14 protein-coding genes are annotated in these 16,187 nt (G+C 66.6%); 6 read left to right on the top strand and 8 right to left on the bottom strand.

Annotated features, from left to right (window positions below):
* Nucleotides 1–2: 2 nt before the first annotated feature.
* The 3 genes from NOF53_RS26655 to NOF53_RS26645 form a co-directional block, all read right to left on the bottom strand.
* Nucleotides 3–992 carry an MDR family oxidoreductase gene (locus NOF53_RS26655; RefSeq protein ID WP_255974558.1) on the bottom strand — a complete coding sequence of 330 codons (990 nt, stop codon included), beginning with the start codon at nucleotides 990–992 and terminating at the stop codon, nucleotides 3–5.
* 34 nt (nucleotides 993–1,026) lie between these two features.
* Nucleotides 1,027–2,004, bottom strand: a complete 978-nt coding sequence (locus tag NOF53_RS26650; protein WP_255974556.1) for an LLM class flavin-dependent oxidoreductase — start codon at nucleotides 2,002–2,004, stop codon at nucleotides 1,027–1,029.
* Nucleotides 2,005–2,149: 145 nt separating this feature from the next.
* The gene (locus NOF53_RS26645) at nucleotides 2,150–3,577 is read right to left on the bottom strand and encodes an FAD-dependent oxidoreductase (protein WP_255974554.1); all 1,428 of its coding nucleotides are present in this window, start codon (nucleotides 3,575–3,577) and stop codon (nucleotides 2,150–2,152) included.
* A gap of 102 nt (nucleotides 3,578–3,679) precedes the next feature.
* On the opposite strand from NOF53_RS26645, the gene NOF53_RS26640 reads away from it, so the two are divergent.
* Both NOF53_RS26640 and NOF53_RS26635 read left to right on the top strand, forming a co-directional pair.
* On the top strand, nucleotides 3,680–4,246 hold the full coding sequence (locus tag NOF53_RS26640) for a TetR/AcrR family transcriptional regulator (RefSeq protein WP_255974552.1): 567 nt from the start codon (nucleotides 3,680–3,682) through the stop codon (nucleotides 4,244–4,246).
* A 63-nt stretch (nucleotides 4,247–4,309) separates the two neighbouring features.
* Nucleotides 4,310–5,719: an FAD-binding oxidoreductase gene (locus NOF53_RS26635; RefSeq protein WP_255974550.1), complete on the top strand. Its 1,410-nt coding sequence runs from the start codon at nucleotides 4,310–4,312 to the stop codon at nucleotides 5,717–5,719.
* Between the two features lie 6 nt (nucleotides 5,720–5,725).
* Here NOF53_RS26635 and NOF53_RS26630 read toward each other — a convergent pair whose 3' ends face one another.
* The 5 genes from NOF53_RS26630 to NOF53_RS26610 are packed head-to-tail and all read right to left on the bottom strand — an operon-like array spanning nucleotide 5,726 to nucleotide 11,103.
* Nucleotides 5,726–6,811, bottom strand: coding sequence for an ABC transporter ATP-binding protein (locus NOF53_RS26630; protein WP_255974549.1), 1,086 nt, complete (start codon nucleotides 6,809–6,811; stop codon nucleotides 5,726–5,728).
* A 51-nt stretch (nucleotides 6,812–6,862) separates the two neighbouring features.
* Complete coding sequence (locus tag NOF53_RS26625) at nucleotides 6,863–7,741, bottom strand: carbohydrate ABC transporter permease (RefSeq protein WP_255974547.1); 879 nt, start codon at nucleotides 7,739–7,741, stop codon at nucleotides 6,863–6,865.
* A complete protein-coding gene (locus NOF53_RS26620) occupies nucleotides 7,741–8,706 on the bottom strand; it encodes a carbohydrate ABC transporter permease (protein ID WP_255974545.1) in 966 nt (321 codons plus the stop codon). Before NOF53_RS26620 ends, NOF53_RS26625 begins: the two co-directional genes overlap by 1 nt.
* Nucleotides 8,703–10,028, bottom strand: a complete 1,326-nt coding sequence (locus NOF53_RS26615; RefSeq protein ID WP_255974582.1) for an ABC transporter substrate-binding protein — start codon at nucleotides 10,026–10,028, stop codon at nucleotides 8,703–8,705. The genes NOF53_RS26620 and NOF53_RS26615 overlap by 4 nt, the downstream gene beginning before the upstream one ends.
* A gap of 52 nt (nucleotides 10,029–10,080) precedes the next feature.
* Nucleotides 10,081–11,103, bottom strand: a complete 1,023-nt coding sequence (locus NOF53_RS26610; RefSeq protein ID WP_255974543.1) for a sugar-binding transcriptional regulator — start codon at nucleotides 11,101–11,103, stop codon at nucleotides 10,081–10,083.
* Nucleotides 11,104–11,252: 149 nt separating this feature from the next.
* Between NOF53_RS26610 and NOF53_RS26605 the strand changes: the two genes are divergently transcribed.
* The 4 genes from NOF53_RS26605 to NOF53_RS26590 are packed head-to-tail and all read left to right on the top strand — an operon-like array spanning nucleotide 11,253 to nucleotide 16,057.
* Complete coding sequence (locus tag NOF53_RS26605) at nucleotides 11,253–12,257, top strand: NAD(P)-dependent alcohol dehydrogenase (RefSeq protein ID WP_255974580.1); 1,005 nt, start codon at nucleotides 11,253–11,255, stop codon at nucleotides 12,255–12,257.
* A 10-nt stretch (nucleotides 12,258–12,267) separates the two neighbouring features.
* The gene (locus tag NOF53_RS26600; protein WP_255974541.1) at nucleotides 12,268–13,749 is read left to right on the top strand and encodes a mannitol dehydrogenase family protein; all 1,482 of its coding nucleotides are present in this window, start codon (nucleotides 12,268–12,270) and stop codon (nucleotides 13,747–13,749) included.
* Nucleotides 13,746–14,669 (top strand): carbohydrate kinase family protein, encoded by a 924-nt coding sequence (locus NOF53_RS26595; RefSeq protein ID WP_255974539.1) that lies wholly within the window; start codon nucleotides 13,746–13,748, stop codon nucleotides 14,667–14,669. Before NOF53_RS26600 ends, NOF53_RS26595 begins: the two co-directional genes overlap by 4 nt.
* Nucleotides 14,666–16,057, top strand: a complete 1,392-nt coding sequence (locus tag NOF53_RS26590; RefSeq protein ID WP_255974537.1) for a xylulokinase — start codon at nucleotides 14,666–14,668, stop codon at nucleotides 16,055–16,057. Before NOF53_RS26595 ends, NOF53_RS26590 begins: the two co-directional genes overlap by 4 nt.
* Nucleotides 16,058–16,187: the final 130 nt, after the last annotated feature.

Genomic DNA, 16,187 nt, shown 5'->3' with positions numbered 1-16,187 from the left:
CATCATGGGGCGACAGCCACGACGGCCCGGCCCGAGTACGTCCCCGCCCGTACCTGGTCGATCACCGACACCACATCGGCGATCGGGACGTCCTGGATGATCGAGTCGAGGTGCGCCGGCGCGAGATCGGTGGCGAGACGATCCCACAGGCGGCGCCGCTGCGCGATCGGGTACTGCACCGAGTCGATACCGAGGAGGCTGACGCCGCGGAGGATGAACGGCAGAACGGTGGTGTCGAGTCCGGAACCACCGGTGAGTCCGCTGGCCGCCACAGCACCGCCGTACTCGATGGTGCTGAGTACGTGCGCAAGAGTGGCGCCACCGACGCAATCGACCGCGGCTGCCCACTGCGCCTTACTCAGCGGACGAGGCTTGGTGTCGGGTTCGGGAAGCCGCCCGATCACCTTGCTTGCACCCAGGCCGGTCAGCAGCTCAGCTTTTTCGGGCTTCCCGCTCGACGCCACCACCTCGAATCCGGCAGCTGCCAGAAGATCGACGGCCACCGTGCCCACACCGCCGCTCGCACCGGTGACCAGCACCGGACCATCACCCGGTTCGAGTCCGCGGGACAGCAACGCCTCGACACTCATCGCGGCCGTGAAACCGGCCGTCCCGATCGCTGCGGCGGTGCGGGTCGACATGCTGCCCAGCCGCACCACCCAGTCGGCCGGGACCCGGGCGAACTGCGCGTACCCACCGTGGCGGGCGGTACCGATGTCGTATCCGTGCGCGATCACCTTGTCGCCTACCGCGAACTCCGACGACTCCGACTCGACCACCGTGCCGGCGAGGTCGATGCCGGGCACGATCGGATACGCACGCACCACCCCGCCCTTCGGGGTGAGCGCCAGGGCGTCCTTGAAGTTCACGCTGGAGTACTCGACCTGAACGGTGACCTCACCCGGCGGAAGAAACGACTCGTCGACCGTGTCGGGGGTGAGCTCGATCGTGCCCTCGTTCTCGCGAGCGATCCAGGCGGTGAAGTCCTTCATCAGTTGCTCTCCTGACCTCGAGAATTGTGCCGGTTCACTGACGGTACAGAAGCGACAGCTTGCGGTCGGATTCGAACAGCGCCTCGCGGTCGAACGTCGACGTGGAAGCGAGAAGCTCCTCCGCGCCGGTGCGGGCGAACAGGGAGTCGAGCTCGTCCCGCACCTCGTCCGGCGTTCCGTGAATCGAGGACTCGATCGACGCGTCGATCTGCTCACGCATCCGTGGTGTCCACGGCTGATCGCAGATGGCCGAGACCGGTTCGAGGGCCGGGAACTCGCCCGTCCGGCTCGACACCGCCAGCGCCCACGCCTCCGGCAAGAGCAGCTCGCGTGCCGCGTCGGCACTGTGCGCGATCATCACTTCGAGCGAGATCACCACGTAGGGCTTGCGGTTCCCCGGTGACGGCACGAAGTTGTCGCGGTAGCGTTCGAGTTCCGGAATCTTCCCCGTTGTGCTGCCCAGAATCGGGCCACCCACTACCACCGGCAGTCCGGCGCGAGCGGCGAAGTCGAGCCCACGTCGGGTGGCGAGCACGAACATCGGGGGTGCGGTGTCCACCCGGGGTCGTGCGGTGACCGGCGCTCCGCCCTCCAGATACCGCCGCAGCTCGTCGAGGTCGTCGACGAACGTGTCGGGTGCATTCCGATCGCGGCGCAGAGCCTCGCGGACCGGTGTGGTGAACCCCAGTGACCGCCCGACTCCCAGGTCGATCCGCCCTGGGTACATGGCCCCCAGCATCAGGAACTGTTCTGCCACCACAAGGGGCTGATGATTGGGCAGCATCACGCCACCCGATCCGAGCCGGATTCGGTCGGTGTGTGCTCCGATGGCCGCGAGGAGTACGGGCGGCGAGCCACTCGCGATCCCGGGGACCGCGTGGTGTTCGGCCACCCAGAACCGGTGAAATCCGCGCTGCTCGGCGTGCACGGCCCGTTCGATCGACCCGGTCAGCGCGGCGGCATCGGGCGCGCCGGCCCGGGTGCGGGATCGGTCCAGAATCGACAGCTTCACCCTCCACGCAACCGCCGTTCAGACACAACTATTTCCCCGGCCCCGCCCGCAAGACAGCCGGTGCGGCGCAATCCGTAGTCGCCGATGATGTGGCCGGCGGTGGTCCGGAGCACCACGGCAGAGAGGTTTGCAGCCCGCTCGGAATTCAGGCCGCGACCGACGCGCGGCCGGTCCACCACTTCGAGACAGTTCGCCACCCCTCGGACGCACTCTCGCCCGCCCACGCGATGTACCCGTCGGGCCGCACGAGCAAGGCGGGACCGTCGCCGAGCCGGGAGACGGCGTGAACTCCGTCGGGCACGGGAGCGTCCCGCTCGGTAATCAGGACGAAACCACCGGAGCGCAGAACCTCGTACAACCTGCCGGCGGCAGTGGGGATGTCATCGACCCGCCTACCCACCAGATCGCTCTCGCCGGGTCGGTGCCCGTACCGGATCCCGATTCCCGAGAACGTCCCGGCGATCCGCCGTCCGGCCGGCGGGAATCGCAGAAGCGCCGCGACCACCACGTTCCGGAGCTTTCGCAGCACCCACGGCCGCAGTGTCATCATCCGCATCGTGGTGCCGCTGGTGCGGAGAACCAGTCTTCCTACCGGGTGCCGTTCGGCGTGATAGGTGTCGAGCACGGAGTCATCCGCCCCGCCGAGCACCGCGGCGAGCTTCCACCCCAGGTTGGCGGCGTCCTGTATGCCGGTGTTCATACCCTGTCCACCGGCAGGCGAGTGCACGTGCGCGGCGTCACCGGCAAGGAACACCCGCCCCGTCCGGTACTGCGGGACCTGTCGTTCGTCGCTGTGGAAGCGCGACTGCCAGCGAACCTCGCCGAGACCGTAGTCCGTGCCCATGGCGCGCTCGATGATGCTGCGCAATTCCGCCCGTTCCACGGGGGCACGGTCGTCCACCTGGTGCCGCCGGTTCCAGGCGATCACACGGAAGAGGTTGTCGCCGTAGGGAGCGAGGAAGGCGAATCCGTCGCGCACGGCATTGACGGTCACGAGGCGCTCGGGCGGGTTCCGGAGCTCGACGTCGGCGAGCATGATCGACCGAAGCACCGCCCTTCCGGGAAACGGCTGACCGATCATCTGCCGCACGGCGCTGTGCGCGCCGTCGGCCCCGACCGCGTACGCCGCGCGAAACATTCGCTCCCGTCCCGTCGTATCGTGCCCGCGAACCACGACACTGTCGCCGTCCTGCTGCACGCCGGTCACGGTGATGCCGCGAATGATCTCGGCGCCCTGCTTCCGGGCGTGCCGCTCGAGGAGGGAATCGACATTCCGCTGTGGGGTGATCAGCACGAACGGAAACCGTGACGCGAGCCCGGCGAGATTCAGTGTCGCACCTCGCCACAGCTTCAACCCGGGGGACGCCGCACCCGAGGCGACGAGCTCATCGGCGAGCCCACGGGCGTCGAGCAACTCCAGGGTGCGGGCATGAACACCGAACGCCCGGCTGAGCGGCGAGGGCGCCTCCCGCTTGTCCAGAACCGTGACCGACCTTCCCGCCGCCGCCAACTCCCCGGCGAGCATGCATCCGGTGGGTCCTGCGCCGATCACCACGACGTCGATGTGGTTCATGACGGTCCTCCGATCTCTTCACCGCGCCAAGTCAACGGGTGTTGACTTCCACGGTAGGCGCCTTCGATCGCCAGGTCAACAGCTGTTGACTACAGTGGGGGAATGCCCGAACGCCGTGCCCGCTCCGCTGTCACCACCCGCGCCGCGATCCTCGATGCGGCGCGCGCCCGATTCGGCACCGAAGGCTACGACCGCACGACGATGCGCGCTGTCGCGTCGGATGTGGGCGTCGACCCCGCGCTCGTGATCCGCTATTTCACCAACAAGGAATCGTTGTTCGCGGAGGCGGCCGAGTTCGAACTCCACCTCCCCGATCTCCACGACGTTCCGGTCGAGGCGCTCGCCACCGTGCTGATGCCGCGATTCTTTGCCGTATGGGAGAACGACGGCGCATTCCTTCCACTGCTGCGGGCGGCGGCCACCAGCGCTCGGGCGGCGGAGGCGATGCTGCAGGTGTTCGCCCGGCAGGTGGCCCCGGCGCTCGCGGTGGTCGCGGCGGACCGGGCGGGGGAACGCGCGGCCCTCGTGGGATCGCAGATCCTCGGACTTGCGTTCTCGCGCTATATCCTTCGCGTTCCGCCACTGGCGGAGATGACGCACGAGCAGCTGGTGCGGTGGGTCGGGCCGGTCCTCGAGCACTACCTCACCGCCCCACATCTGCGAGACTGAGGACGAATGAAGGTCCCGCGGGAACAGCGGCAGGCGGGAAACGCAACCGGCTAGGAGGCGCTCGTGAGATCACCGTCCGCGGAATGTGTCGAGCAGCTGAAAGCGACGGTGCCCGATCGGGTGCATCTCCCCGACTCGCACGGTTACCGAAATGCGCTCGGGAAGGTGTTTTTTCCCGACGCCGCGAGACGCCGTCCAGCCTGTGTCGTGGAACCGGCCTCCGCCTCAGAAGTCGCGACGGTCATGGCCATCGCGCATCGGACAGGTGGTGCCGTCACCGTGCGGGGCGGCGGCCTCAGCTCCAACTGCGTGGCCGACGGTGCCGTGATCCTCGACCTCTCGGCGCACCTTCATACCGCACGCCTCGAGGGGGATCGCGTTGTCGTCGCGGGCGGAGCGACCATGGGGACGATGCTCGACGCCCTCGCGCCCGCCGACCGGGTGGTGCCGGTCGGCATCGTCCGGCACGCCGGCTTCGGGCTCGCCACCCGCGGTGGCTTCGGCTACCTCACCCGCAGCTTGGGGCTGACAATCGATCATCTCGTCGAGGTGGAACTCGTCCTCCCCTCCGGTGAGATCCTCCATCTGTCCGACCGAAGCACCGGCGACGACGCGGATCTGTGGTGGGCGGTGCGCGGGTGCGCCCCTTGCTTCGGCGTCGTGACGTCAGCGGTGCTGCGCACCCACCGGTTCGGTCCGGTGTGGGTCGACCGAATGATGCTCGGACTCGACGCACTCGCCGCCTATTTCCGTGTGGCACCGGAACTTCCGCGCGATACGACGATGGGCGCCGTCCTCGGCTACAGCGATGAGTCACCCGGCGAACCGGTCCTGTTCGTCTACACCGTCTGCGCGAGCCAGGACGAGACCACCATCGCCAGCGCCCGCACCGCAGCATCTGGTGTGGCAGCGGCGTCGAAAAGCGTGCTCTACCGCTCCGAGATGTCCGGCCGATACCTCGAGGGGCTGCCCGAGTTCACCCCGCCCGGGCGAGGCGGGAAGGAACCCGAACCGATCCGCCTGCCGGTACCGGGTGAACCGCGCGGATCCTTCTTCGGTAAAGCGGTCTTTACCGGTCCGACCCTCGACTCCGACATTGCCGAGGCGTTGGCCGCCCAGATCCGCGGCGCTCCTACCCCGCAGTGCCGTATCGACTTCCAGCACAGCGGCGGGGCACTCGCCGACGTAGACGACACCGACACCGCGTTCTGGGGCCGCACCGGTGAATGGAACGTTCCCCTCAACGCGATCTGGTCCGATCCCTACGACGGCGCCGCCTGCCTGTCGTGGGCGGGCGGTGCGCTCGACGTCCTCGCACCTCACACGATCGGAATCTACAGCGTGGAAGTGCGGCCGGGTTTCCCCGAGACCGGCGCCGAAATCAGCGCCGCCTACGGGGGAAACCTCCGGCGGCTCCGGATGTTACGACAGACCCACGACCCTCGGGGAGTGCTTGCGCACTATCCGCTGTAGCCGAGGTCAGTCGCCGATCCGCTCCCCCGTTTCGGGGTGGAACAGGTGCACCGCTCCGTCGCGCTTGCGCAGGGAAACCGTGTCGGCCAGCCGAGCGGGTGTGCGGGTCAGTGACCTGGCGGTCAGTTGCGTACCGTCACCGGCGATGTGGGTGTGGACGTAGGATTCGCTGCCGAGTTCCTCGACCAGGTCCACGATCACCTCGATGCCTCCGCTCCCGGTCGAGAGCTCCAACTGCTCGGGACGCACACCCACCGTGACGGTCTCCAGTCCGGCCGCGTGCAGCGCCGAGAGCTGGTCGCGCTCGAGCGCGAGCGTCGAGTTCCCGAGGCGCACGCCGTCGCTGACGATGGGCATGGTCATCAGGTTCATCGCGGGCGATCCGATGAAGCCGGCGACGAAGGCGTTGGTGGGCCGGTCGTACAGCTCGGTCGGCGCCGAGAACTGCTGCAGCTTGCCGTTCTTCAGGACGGCCACCCGGTCACCCATCGTCATGGCCTCGACCTGGTCGTGGGTGACGTAGACGGTGGTGGTTCCGAGCCTGCGCTGCAACGCCGCGATCTGGGTACGCGTCTGGACGCGCAGTTTGGCGTCGAGGTTGGACAGCGGCTCGTCCATGCAGAACACCTGCGGCTCACGCACGATCGCGCGTCCCATCGCAACCCGCTGTCGCTGGCCACCGGAAAGCTTGCCAGGCTTACGATCGAGGTATTCGGTGAGGTCGAGGACCTTGGCGGCTTCGGCCACCTTCCGCTTGCGTTCCTCGAGTCCGACCCCGCGCATCTTGAGCGCGAATCCCATGTTCTCGCCCACCGTCTTGTTCGGGTAGAGGGCGTAGTTCTGGAACACCATCGCGATGTCGCGGTCCTTCGACGGCACACCCACCATGTCCTTGCCGTTGATGGTGATGGTGCCCTCGTCGATGTCCTCGAGGCCGGCGAGCATCCGCAACGCCGTGCTCTTACCGGAACCGGACGGGCCGACGAGGACGATGAACTCGCCGTCTTCGATTTCGAGGTCGAGTCCATCTACCGCCAGCGTGTCGGCGTTCTCGTAGATGCAGGATGCGCCCTTGTACGCGATGTCAGCCATGATTGCTCCTCTTGTGAGTACCGAAGTCGGGGGAAGTGGTTGCCGGGGTGATCATTTGATCGCGCCGAAGGACAGGCCGCGCACGAGCTTGTTCTGCGCGACCCAGCCGGCCAGGATGACCGGGAGCGCCGCCAGCGTCGCCGCTGCCGACAGCCGTGCCCAGTACAGACCCTCACCGGTGATGAAACCGACCAGGAACACCGGAATGGTCTGCGCCTGAACGGCGGTGAGGTTGACCGCGAAGAAGAATTCGTTCCACGAGAAGATCACGCAGATCAATGCGGTGGCAGCGATGCCGGGTGACACGAGCGGTAGGATCACCTCGCGCACCGACGTCCACAGGCTCGCGCCGTCCATGCTCGCGGCCTCGAGCAGTTCACCGGGGACCTCGAGGAAGAACGAGCGCATCATCCACACCGCGATGGGTAGGTTCATCGCCGTGTACAGGATGACCAGTGCCCAGATGTTGTCGAGCAGGCCGATGTCGTTGACGATCACGTACAGCGGGATGATCGCGGCAACGATCGGGAGCATCTTCGTGCTGATGAAGAAGAACAGGGCGTCCTTCGTCTTGCGGACCGGCCGCAACGACAGCGCGAACGCCGCCGGCACGCCGAGCGCAAGCACGAGGATTGTCGACATGGCGGTCGCGAACGCCGAATTCAGCAGTGCCGTTCCGATTCCGCTGTCGAGGACTGCCTTGAACTGGTCCAAGGTGGGCGTAAAGAACAGTTTCGGCGGACTCGTGTAGGCGTCGCCCTCCTGCTTGAACGCGGTGAGCACCATCCAGGCGACCGGGAAGAAGAAGCCGAGCGCCACGATCCACGCCACCACGCTCCACGCGCTGAACTTGCGGTGCTTGCGAGCCCGCTTCGTCTCCGGCGCGGTGGGGGTGGACTCCACCGGCGCTGCCGCAGTGTCGGTACTCATTACGCTGCCTCCTCGTTACCGGTAAAGCTCTTGAAGATCAGGCGCAGCGCCAGGGTCGCGACGACGATGGTCGCGATCACGACGATGACGCCCATCGCGGCGGCCTGCCCGATGTCGAAACCGAGGAATGCGCGCTGATAGATGTAGAAGGGGAGGTTGGCACTCGCGGTGCCCGGCCCGCCCTGGGTCATCATGTAGATGGCGTCGAACGTATTGATCAGGTAAATCGCACCCAGCACCGCGCCGAGTTCGATAAACCGGCGCAGATGCGGAAGGGTCAGTTCGCGGAACATCGCGAACGGCCTGGCACCGTCCACCCGCGCCGCCTCGAGGATGTCGCGCGGCATCGACTGCAGACCCGCCAGGATCAGCAGCATCATGAACGGGGTCCACTGCCAGATCAGGTTCACCATGACCGCAGCGAGCGGGAACTTGCTGACCCAGTCGACCTGTCCCACCCCGAACGGGGAGAGGACGAAGTTGACGATGCCGAACACCGGGTCGAACATCGTGGTCTTCCACAGCAGCGCACCGGCGACAGGTGTCACCAGGAACGGGGTGATGAGGAGGGTGCGCACGATGCCGCGACCGAGGAAGGCGCGGTCGAGCAGCAGTGCGAGCAGCAGCCCGAGGACCACCGAGATCAACACGGTGCCGACGATCAAGATCACGGTGTTGATCGCGACCTCGCGGAACTGGCTGTCCTGGAACACGTCCGCGTAGTTCTGCAATCCGACGAATGCCTGGGAGCCGGGACGCACCAGGTTCCAGGACTGCGTCGAGTAGTACAGGGTGAACAGGAACGGGATCTGAGTGACCACGATCATGAAGATCAGAGCGGGCAGCAACGGCCCCCGGCGACGCCAACCCTCGGCGCGGGAGACGCTGTCGTCCTTGGCCTCCCGCAGCTCCCGCACCCGGTCGGCGGTGCCGTCCGCGGTGGGTTTCTCGGCGATGGTTGTCATCTTTCCTCCCGGTAGGTCGCGCCGACCACCTCGGCGTACTGCTGTGCCTGGGCGAGCGCCTCGGGCACTGTTTGCTGGCCTGCGATCGCCGCGCTGATCTGCTGGCTGACGCGGGTTCCGAGATCCTGGAACTCCGGGATCGCCAGGAACTGCACACCGGTGTACGGAACCGGTTGCACGGTGGGCGCCTCCGGTGTCGCATTCTCGATCGCCTCGAGCGTCAGCGGACCGTAGGCGGCCGACGCCTCCTTGTACTCGGGAATCTCGTAGGTCGACAGCCGGCTGCCCGGAGGCACCCGCTCCCAGCCCAGATCCTCACCGACCGTGCGTATGTATTCCTTGTCGGTCATCCACGAGATGAACTTCCACGCCGCATCGGGATTCTCGCTACTCTCGGGAATTCCGAGCGACCAGCTGTACAGCCAGCCCGAGTTGTCCTTCACCTCGATCGGTGCGGGCGCGTATCCGATCTTGCCGACGACGGCGCTCGACGCCGGATCCTCCAGCGTGGACACCGCGGAGGTCGAGTCGTACCACATCGCCACCTGCCCCTGGGCCAGCTGCGTGGCGCACTCACCGAAACCGCTCGTCGCGGCGCCGGGCTGGCCGTACTCGCGCACCAGATCGACGTAGAACTGCACCGCCCGTTCCACCTCCGGGCTGGTCAGCTGAGCGTTCCAGTCCTCGTCGAACCAGCGGCCGCCGAACGTATTGATGACCGTGTCGAGGGGTGCGAGCAATTCGCCCCAGCCCGGCTTGCCGCGCAGGCAGATGCCGGCCATGTCCTCGGAGTCGAGTTGCTTTGCCGCCGCCGCGACCTCGGTCCAGGTCGGCTTCTCCGACAAAGTGATTCCGGCCTGCTCGAACAGGTCCTTGCGGTACATCAGGAACGAGGACTCGCCGTAGAACGGCACCGAGTACATGTTCCCCTCGTAGGACAGCGACTCACGCAGGGTGGGGATGAAGTCGGCCTCGTCGTAACCCTCCGTCGCCTCGGCATACTCCGACAGATTCTTCAGCCAGCCATACTTGGCCCACTGCGGGGTCTCGTAGTTGCTGATCATCACGACGTCGAACTCTCCGCCACCGGTTGCGGTGGATGCCGTGATTTTCGCGCGCGCCTGGTTCTCCGACAGCGTGACGAACTTCAGGTCGATGTCGGGATTCTCCTCCTCGAACTGTGAGGCGAGCTTCTGGGCATCTTGCATCTGTGAGTTGGAGACCATCGCGATGGTGATGGTCTGATCCGATGCGCCCAGCGATCCGGCGCCCGCGCAACCGCTGAGCGTGAGGCAGAGCGCTCCCGCGCCCGCTACCAGCATCGTCGCCGGTTTCCTGTGTTTCTTCACCGATCTTCACCTCTCTTGCGTGGTGCTACTGATCGAGCAGCCAACGCGCGCATTCGATGTCGCAGACCAGCATCTTGGCCAGTCCGCCGTTGAGGGCACCCAGTGCCGCTTGGTGTTTCGCGGCCCCACCCGTGACGAGGATCGAGCCCTCGCAGGCCCGGATGTCGTCGAGTGGAACAGACATGGCGCGCTCGTTCAGCGGCCCGTCCACGTCGGTTCCGTCGAGCCGGTAGAAACGGCCACCCACTTCGCCCACCGCGCCGAGGTCGGTGAGAACCGACAGCATGTCGGTGTCGAGGAAGCTTCCCTCGAACAGGGTGGTCGACGTAGAGACCGCGCCGGTGCCGAAGATCATCATCTCCGCGGTGCGACCGACCTCGAGCGCCTTCGAGATCACCGAGTCTCCCCGCATGGATACCACGGTGGACGCATCCGCGTACAGCGGAACGGGAAGCCGAAGGGTATTGGCCTGCAACTGTTCTGCACACCTGCCGAGGACGTACTCGGTGCCGGTCTGGTAGTTGATGGCGCTCACCGAACCGTCGAGCTGCACAACGGTGGCACACACCGCTGCACCGGAGGGTAGACCCTGCGCCACGGCCACCGTTTCCGGTCCCCAGGTGAAGCCGAGTGTGTCGGTGTCGCGGATCCGCCGCACGAGTAGTGACGCGGCAGAGCGTCCCACACCGGCGAAGCTGCCGTGTTCGTCGATCGGGCCGGCAGCGTCCACGGAGTCGGCGACTACCACCGCTTCGACCAGGTTGAACCTCTCTTCGAGAGCGCGTTCCTCGTCCGACCGCAGCGCGTCGCTGAGATGTGCCGGAACCTGCACCTCGATGCGCACGAGTCCCTGCGCCTTGGCGCGGGCAACCAAGCGGCCCGCGGTGGGCCGGGAGACGCCGAGGCGGGTGGCCACTTCTGCCTGAGTCAGACCGTCGAGGTAGTAGAGCGTTGCCGCTCGTAGCGCGAGTCGCAGATCTTCCGTGGTGGAAGGTGATGGAGCCGCGGTGAGAGACGGCGATTGGGCGGTCGCGTGGGGGGACGTCACTGGTTCTCCTCGCCATGATCTCGAGCCCGTGGAGAGAACTTCGGAGGCCCGAGAAGCCGTGAGCAAATGATCACTATGCGTTCTTCTGCTCAGTACGTTAGCATCGAGGTGTGACCCACACAACACTTCCTTCGAATATCCCCAGCACGATGCGTGCGAGCGTTCTCGTCGAGCCCGGTCGCATCGAGATCAGGGAGCGGACCGTTCCCTCACCCGGTCCCGGCGACGTGCTGGTGCAGGTGTCCTCGGTGGGGGTCTGCGGATCGGACGCGCACTACTACCGCGAGGGACGAATCGGGGAGTTCGTCGTCGAACAGCCCATCGTTCTCGGCCACGAGGCTGCGGGCACCATCGTCGGCGTCGGCGAGGGCGTCGCGACAACTCGAATCGGACAGCGGGTGTCGATCGAACCCCAGCGTCCCGATCCCGATACCGACGAAACCCGGCGTGGTCTCTATAACCTCTGTCCACACATGCAGTTCTATGCGACGCCCCCCATCGACGGAGCGCTCGCCGAGTACGTGACCATCGGTTCGGCTTTCGCGCATTCCGTCCCCGACGAGATGTCCGACGACGCGGCAGCTCTGTGCGAGCCGCTGTCGGTGGCCATCGCCACCGGCCGGAAAGCCGGGCTGACCGCAGGGTCGCGAGTGCTCATCGCGGGCGCCGGGCCGATCGGAATTGCGACGGTGCAAACCGCCCTGGCCTTCGGCGCCACGGAGGTGATCGTCTCCGATCTCGACGCCCAAAGGCGCGCCGTCGCTGCCAAGTTCGGCGCCACCACAGTGCTCGACCCGCGCGAGCAGGATATGTCGGCCCTCCACGTCGATGCCTTTGTCGACGCATCCGGAGCGCCGAGCGCCGTGCTGGCCGGGATCGGCGCGGTGCGGCCGGCCGGCACCGTCGTCCTGGTGGGCATGGGCGCGAGCGAGATGACACTGCCGGTGCAGACGATCCAGAACCGAGAATTGGTGCTCACCGGCATCTTTCGGTACGCCAACACCTGGCCGGCCGCGATCGCCCTTGCGCGGTCGGGGCGAGTCGACCTCGATTCGATGGTCACCGGAAAGTACCCGCTGGCACAGGCCGAACAAGCGTTGAATGCAGACCGGATGCCGGGCAGCCTCAAGGCCGTCGTACGCGTCCAAGAATGAGGAGAGAGCAATGCAACTGACTGCGCAGACCTTGGAGCGGCTCAGCGATACAGTCGAGGTCCCCACCTACGATCGAAGCAGGATCTCGGTCGGGATAGTCCATTTCGGTGTCGGAGGCTTCCACCGCGCACACCAGGCGATGTACGTCGACAAGTTGCTGCGCCTCGGGCAGGCCCACGAGTGGGGCATCTGCGGAGTCGGCGTTCTGCCCGGCGATCGGCGGATGAAGGACGTCCTCGACGCGCAGGACGGTCTCTATACCCTGGCACTGAAACATGCCGACGGAGCCTGGGACGTGAGCGTCATCGGCTCCATCGTCGACTACCTCTTCGCTCCAGATGACGCCGAGGCCGTGATCGAGAAGATCGCCGCCGAATCCACGAAGATCGTCTCGCTCACGATCACCGAGGGCGGCTACAACTTCACCCACGACACCGGAGAATTCGACACCGAGAACCCCGACATCGTCCACGATCTCCATAACGGAGCCGTGCCGAGAAGCACTTTCGGGCTCATCGTGGAAGCCCTCGCCCGGCGTCGTGCTCGCGGGCTGCCGTCGCCGACCATCATGTCCTGCGACAACATCGAGGGAAACGGCTCCGTGGCACGCAAGATGTTCCTCGCCTACGCCGAACTGAAAGATCCGCAACTGGCGTCCTGGATGCGCACCGAAACCTCCTTCCCCAACTCCATGGTCGATCGCATCACCCCGGGGACCACTACAGAGGTGACGCAATCACTGTCGGACCGATTCGGTGTCGACGACCAGTGGCCGGTGGCTGCGGAACCGTTCACCTCGTGGGTCCTCGAAGACGCGTTCGTTCTGGGCCGCCCGCCGTTCGAGCAGGTCGGCGTGCAGATGGTCGACGACGTGGCACCCTACGAACTGATGAAACTCCGCCTACTCAATGCGAGTCATCAGGCTCTCTGCTATTTCGGGTACCTGTCCGGCTATCGCCTCGTGCACGACGTGGCTAGAGATCCGCTGTTCGCCCAATTCTTGTTGTCGTACATGGACGACGAGGCCACCCCGACCCTGCGTCCGGTGCCCGGTGTCGATCTGGACGACTACAAGCGCACTCTCCTCGAGCGCTTCTCGAACCCCGAGATCCGCGACACGGTGGCCCGCTTGTGTGCCGAATCCTCCGACCGCATCCCGAAATGGCTACTTCCCGTCATCCAGGAGAACCTTGCCAACGGTGGTCCGGTGCGGCTGTCGGCGGCGATCGTCGCCAGCTGGGCGAGATATGCCGAGGGAATCGACGAGAACGGTGACACCATCGACGTGGTCGATCAACTCCAGGATTCACTCGTTCCCCTTGCCCGGAGCCAAAGGACCCACCCCACGGCGTTCATCGAGAACCGGTCCGTCTTCGGAGACCTTGCAGATCACCCGCGTTTCGTCGAGGCGTACCTCTGGGCGCTCGATTCACTTCATCGCGCCGGAGCGCGGGACACACTCGAATCCCTGCGTGAGAAGGTGCAGTCATGAGCATGGTTGTCGGGGAGGCCCTCATCGACATCGTCACCGCTGCCGACGGCACCACCACCGAGTACGCCGGTGGCAGCCCCCTCAACGTGGCAGTCGGCCTCGCCCGCCTCGGCAGACCGGTGGAGTTCGTCACCCGCATCGGTGACGACACACGGGGGCGCATGATCCTCGACCACCTCGCGGCGTCAGGTGTCCGGGTGGCGCCCGGAAGCATGTCGGCCGAACCCACAGCCACCGCGCGGGCAACACTGGACCCGACAGGTGCGGCCACCTACGAGTTCGACCTCGAGTGGGCGTTGCCCGCTCCCGCCTGGTCCTCGACTCCGGAACTCGTCCATACCGGGTCCATTGCGGCCATGATGGAACCCGGCTGCGCCGTGGTGGCCGATATCCTCTACCGCCTACGTGCCTCGGCGACCATCAGCTTCGACCCGAACGTCCGGACCGCACTGATCGCCGACGAGGTACGGGCCCGGGAACGAATCGAGCACGTCGTGTCGATGTCCGACATCGTCAAGGCCAGCGACGAAGACCTCGCATGGTTCGACCCCACCCGAGACCCGGTCGACATCGCCCGCGACTGGCTGGCGCTCGGACCCGCAGTGGTCGCGGTGACGAAAGGCTCGGAGGGTGCCTTCGCGGTTTGCGCAGCGGGTGTCGTCGAGGTCGCCGCGCTCGAGGTCCAGGTGATCGACACCGTCGGCGCCGGTGACGCGTTCATGGCCGGGCTGCTCGACGGCTTCTGGTCTCAGGGCCTGCTCGGTGCGAAACACCGTGGCGCCCTTCGCGGTGCCGATCCCGCCCGGTTGCGGACAGTACTCGCCAACGCCGTTCTCATGTCCGCCCTCACCGTCGCGAAGGCCGGCGCGGACCTTCCGGACCGCGAAACGCTCGACCGAGAGGCCAGGGTTCTGCGATGACACTCGTTGCAGGAATCGATTCGTCGACCCAGTCGTGCAAGGTGCTCGTCTGCGACGCCGACACTGGACAACTCGTTCGGGAGGGCAAAGCGTCCCATCCCGACGGAACCGAAGTGGACCCGCAGGAGTGGGCGCGGGCCCTCGACACCGCGATCGCCGCGGCCGGTGGTCTCGACGATGTCGCGGCGGTGTCGGTGGGCGCCCAGCAACACGGCATGGTGTGCCTCGACGACACCGGAACGGTGGTACGCCCGGCCCTGCTGTGGAACGACACCCGGTCGGCGGAAGCAGCCACCCACTTGGTGGAGGAGCTCGGCGGCACCCAGGCCTGGGCGGACGCTGTGGGCGTCGTGCCACTCGCGGCCATCACCGTCAGCAAACTCCGCTGGCTCGCGGATACCGAACCCGCACATGCCGACCGGACGGCAGCGGTGTGCCTCCCACACGACTGGATCGGCTGGCAGCTCGATGGCACGCGCGATCTCGATGCCCTGGCCACCGACCGCGGTGAGGCGAGCGGCACCGGATACTTCTCGGCCGCCACCAATACGTATCGACCCGACCTGCTGTCCTTGGCCCTGCGCGGCCGCTCGGCGGCAGTGCCGCGCGTGGCAGCGCCCTCGGAGCGGATCGGCGAGACCCGATGGGGCGCGGTGCTCGGCCCCGGTACCGGTGACAACGCCGCTGCCGCACTCGCTCTGGACGCACAGGAGGGGGACGTCGTCGTATCGGTGGGCACCTCGGGTGTGGTATCCGCGGTGACGGAAACAGCGGCCAACGATCCCGGCGGCTTCGTCGCTGGGTTCGCCGACGCGACGGGACGCCATCTGCCGCTCGTCTGCACCCTCAACGCGGCGCGCGTGCTCGACGCCACAGCCTCGATGTTGGGCGTCGATCACGACGAACTGTCGCGGCTGGCGCTGTCGGCGCCGTCCGGCAGCGGCGGCCTGGTGATGGTGCCGTACTTCGAAGGGGAACGCACACCGAACAGACCGAACGCCACGGGCTCGATAGAGGGCCTGCGCCTCGATAATTCGACTCCCGCGCACCTCGCACGGGCGGCCGTCGAAGGGTTGCTGTGCGGGTTGGCGGCCGGGATCGATCACCTGATCGCGCAGGGTGTGGCCGTCCGCCGGATCCTGCTCGTCGGTGGTGGCGCACGCTCGCGCGCACTCCGCGAGATCGCGCCGGCCGTCTTCGGTGCCCCCGTCGTGGTGCCCGAGCCCGGCGAGTACGTCGCCATCGGCGCGTGCAGGCAGGCCGCGTGGACACTCGCCGGAACGGCGGAACCACCGAAGTGGGATGCCACCCCCGCACAGCGTTACGAGGCGGACCCCACCCCCGAGGTCCGTGACCGCTATAGGCGCTCTGCGCCCGTGCGTGGTTGACGAGTCTCTGGACTCGTGTGCTGTCTCAGGACTTCGTGTACACATCTGTCTCAGGACTTCGTGGACAGTGTGGTCAGTGGTTGGAATGTAGCTGATCGGTCGAGGGTGAGTTCGCGGGCGATGGCGTCAC

Source organism: Rhodococcus tibetensis (assembly GCF_024438035.1).
Lineage (GTDB): Bacteria > Actinomycetota > Actinomycetes > Mycobacteriales > Mycobacteriaceae > Rhodococcus_F > Rhodococcus_F tibetensis.
Note: the sequence above shows the minus strand (reverse complement) of the source record. Positions and strands in the feature narration are given on the sequence as shown.

Bases quoted from the DNA above. Each gene is read 5' to 3' on its own strand.
- NOF53_RS26655 (WP_255974558.1), bottom strand. From the start codon at position 992: ATGAAGGACTTCACCGCCTGGATCGCTCGCGAGAACGAGGGCACGATC.
- NOF53_RS26645 (WP_255974554.1), bottom strand. From the start codon at position 3,577: ATGAACCACATCGACGTCGTGGTGATCGGCGCAGGACCCACCGGATGC.
- NOF53_RS26640 (WP_255974552.1), top strand. From the start codon at position 3,680: ATGCCCGAACGCCGTGCCCGCTCCGCTGTCACCACCCGCGCCGCGATC.
- NOF53_RS26630 (WP_255974549.1), bottom strand. From the start codon at position 6,811: ATGGCTGACATCGCGTACAAGGGCGCATCCTGCATCTACGAGAACGCC.
- NOF53_RS26625 (WP_255974547.1), bottom strand. From the start codon at position 7,741: ATGAGTACCGACACTGCGGCAGCGCCGGTGGAGTCCACCCCCACCGCG.
- NOF53_RS26620 (WP_255974545.1), bottom strand. From the start codon at position 8,706: ATGACAACCATCGCCGAGAAACCCACCGCGGACGGCACCGCCGACCGG.
- NOF53_RS26615 (WP_255974582.1), bottom strand. From the start codon at position 10,028: ATGCTGGTAGCGGGCGCGGGAGCGCTCTGCCTCACGCTCAGCGGTTGC.
- NOF53_RS26605 (WP_255974580.1), top strand. From the start codon at position 11,253: ATGCGTGCGAGCGTTCTCGTCGAGCCCGGTCGCATCGAGATCAGGGAG.
- NOF53_RS26600 (WP_255974541.1), top strand. From the start codon at position 12,268: ATGCAACTGACTGCGCAGACCTTGGAGCGGCTCAGCGATACAGTCGAG.
- NOF53_RS26595 (WP_255974539.1), top strand. From the start codon at position 13,746: ATGAGCATGGTTGTCGGGGAGGCCCTCATCGACATCGTCACCGCTGCC.
- NOF53_RS26590 (WP_255974537.1), top strand. From the start codon at position 14,666: ATGACACTCGTTGCAGGAATCGATTCGTCGACCCAGTCGTGCAAGGTG.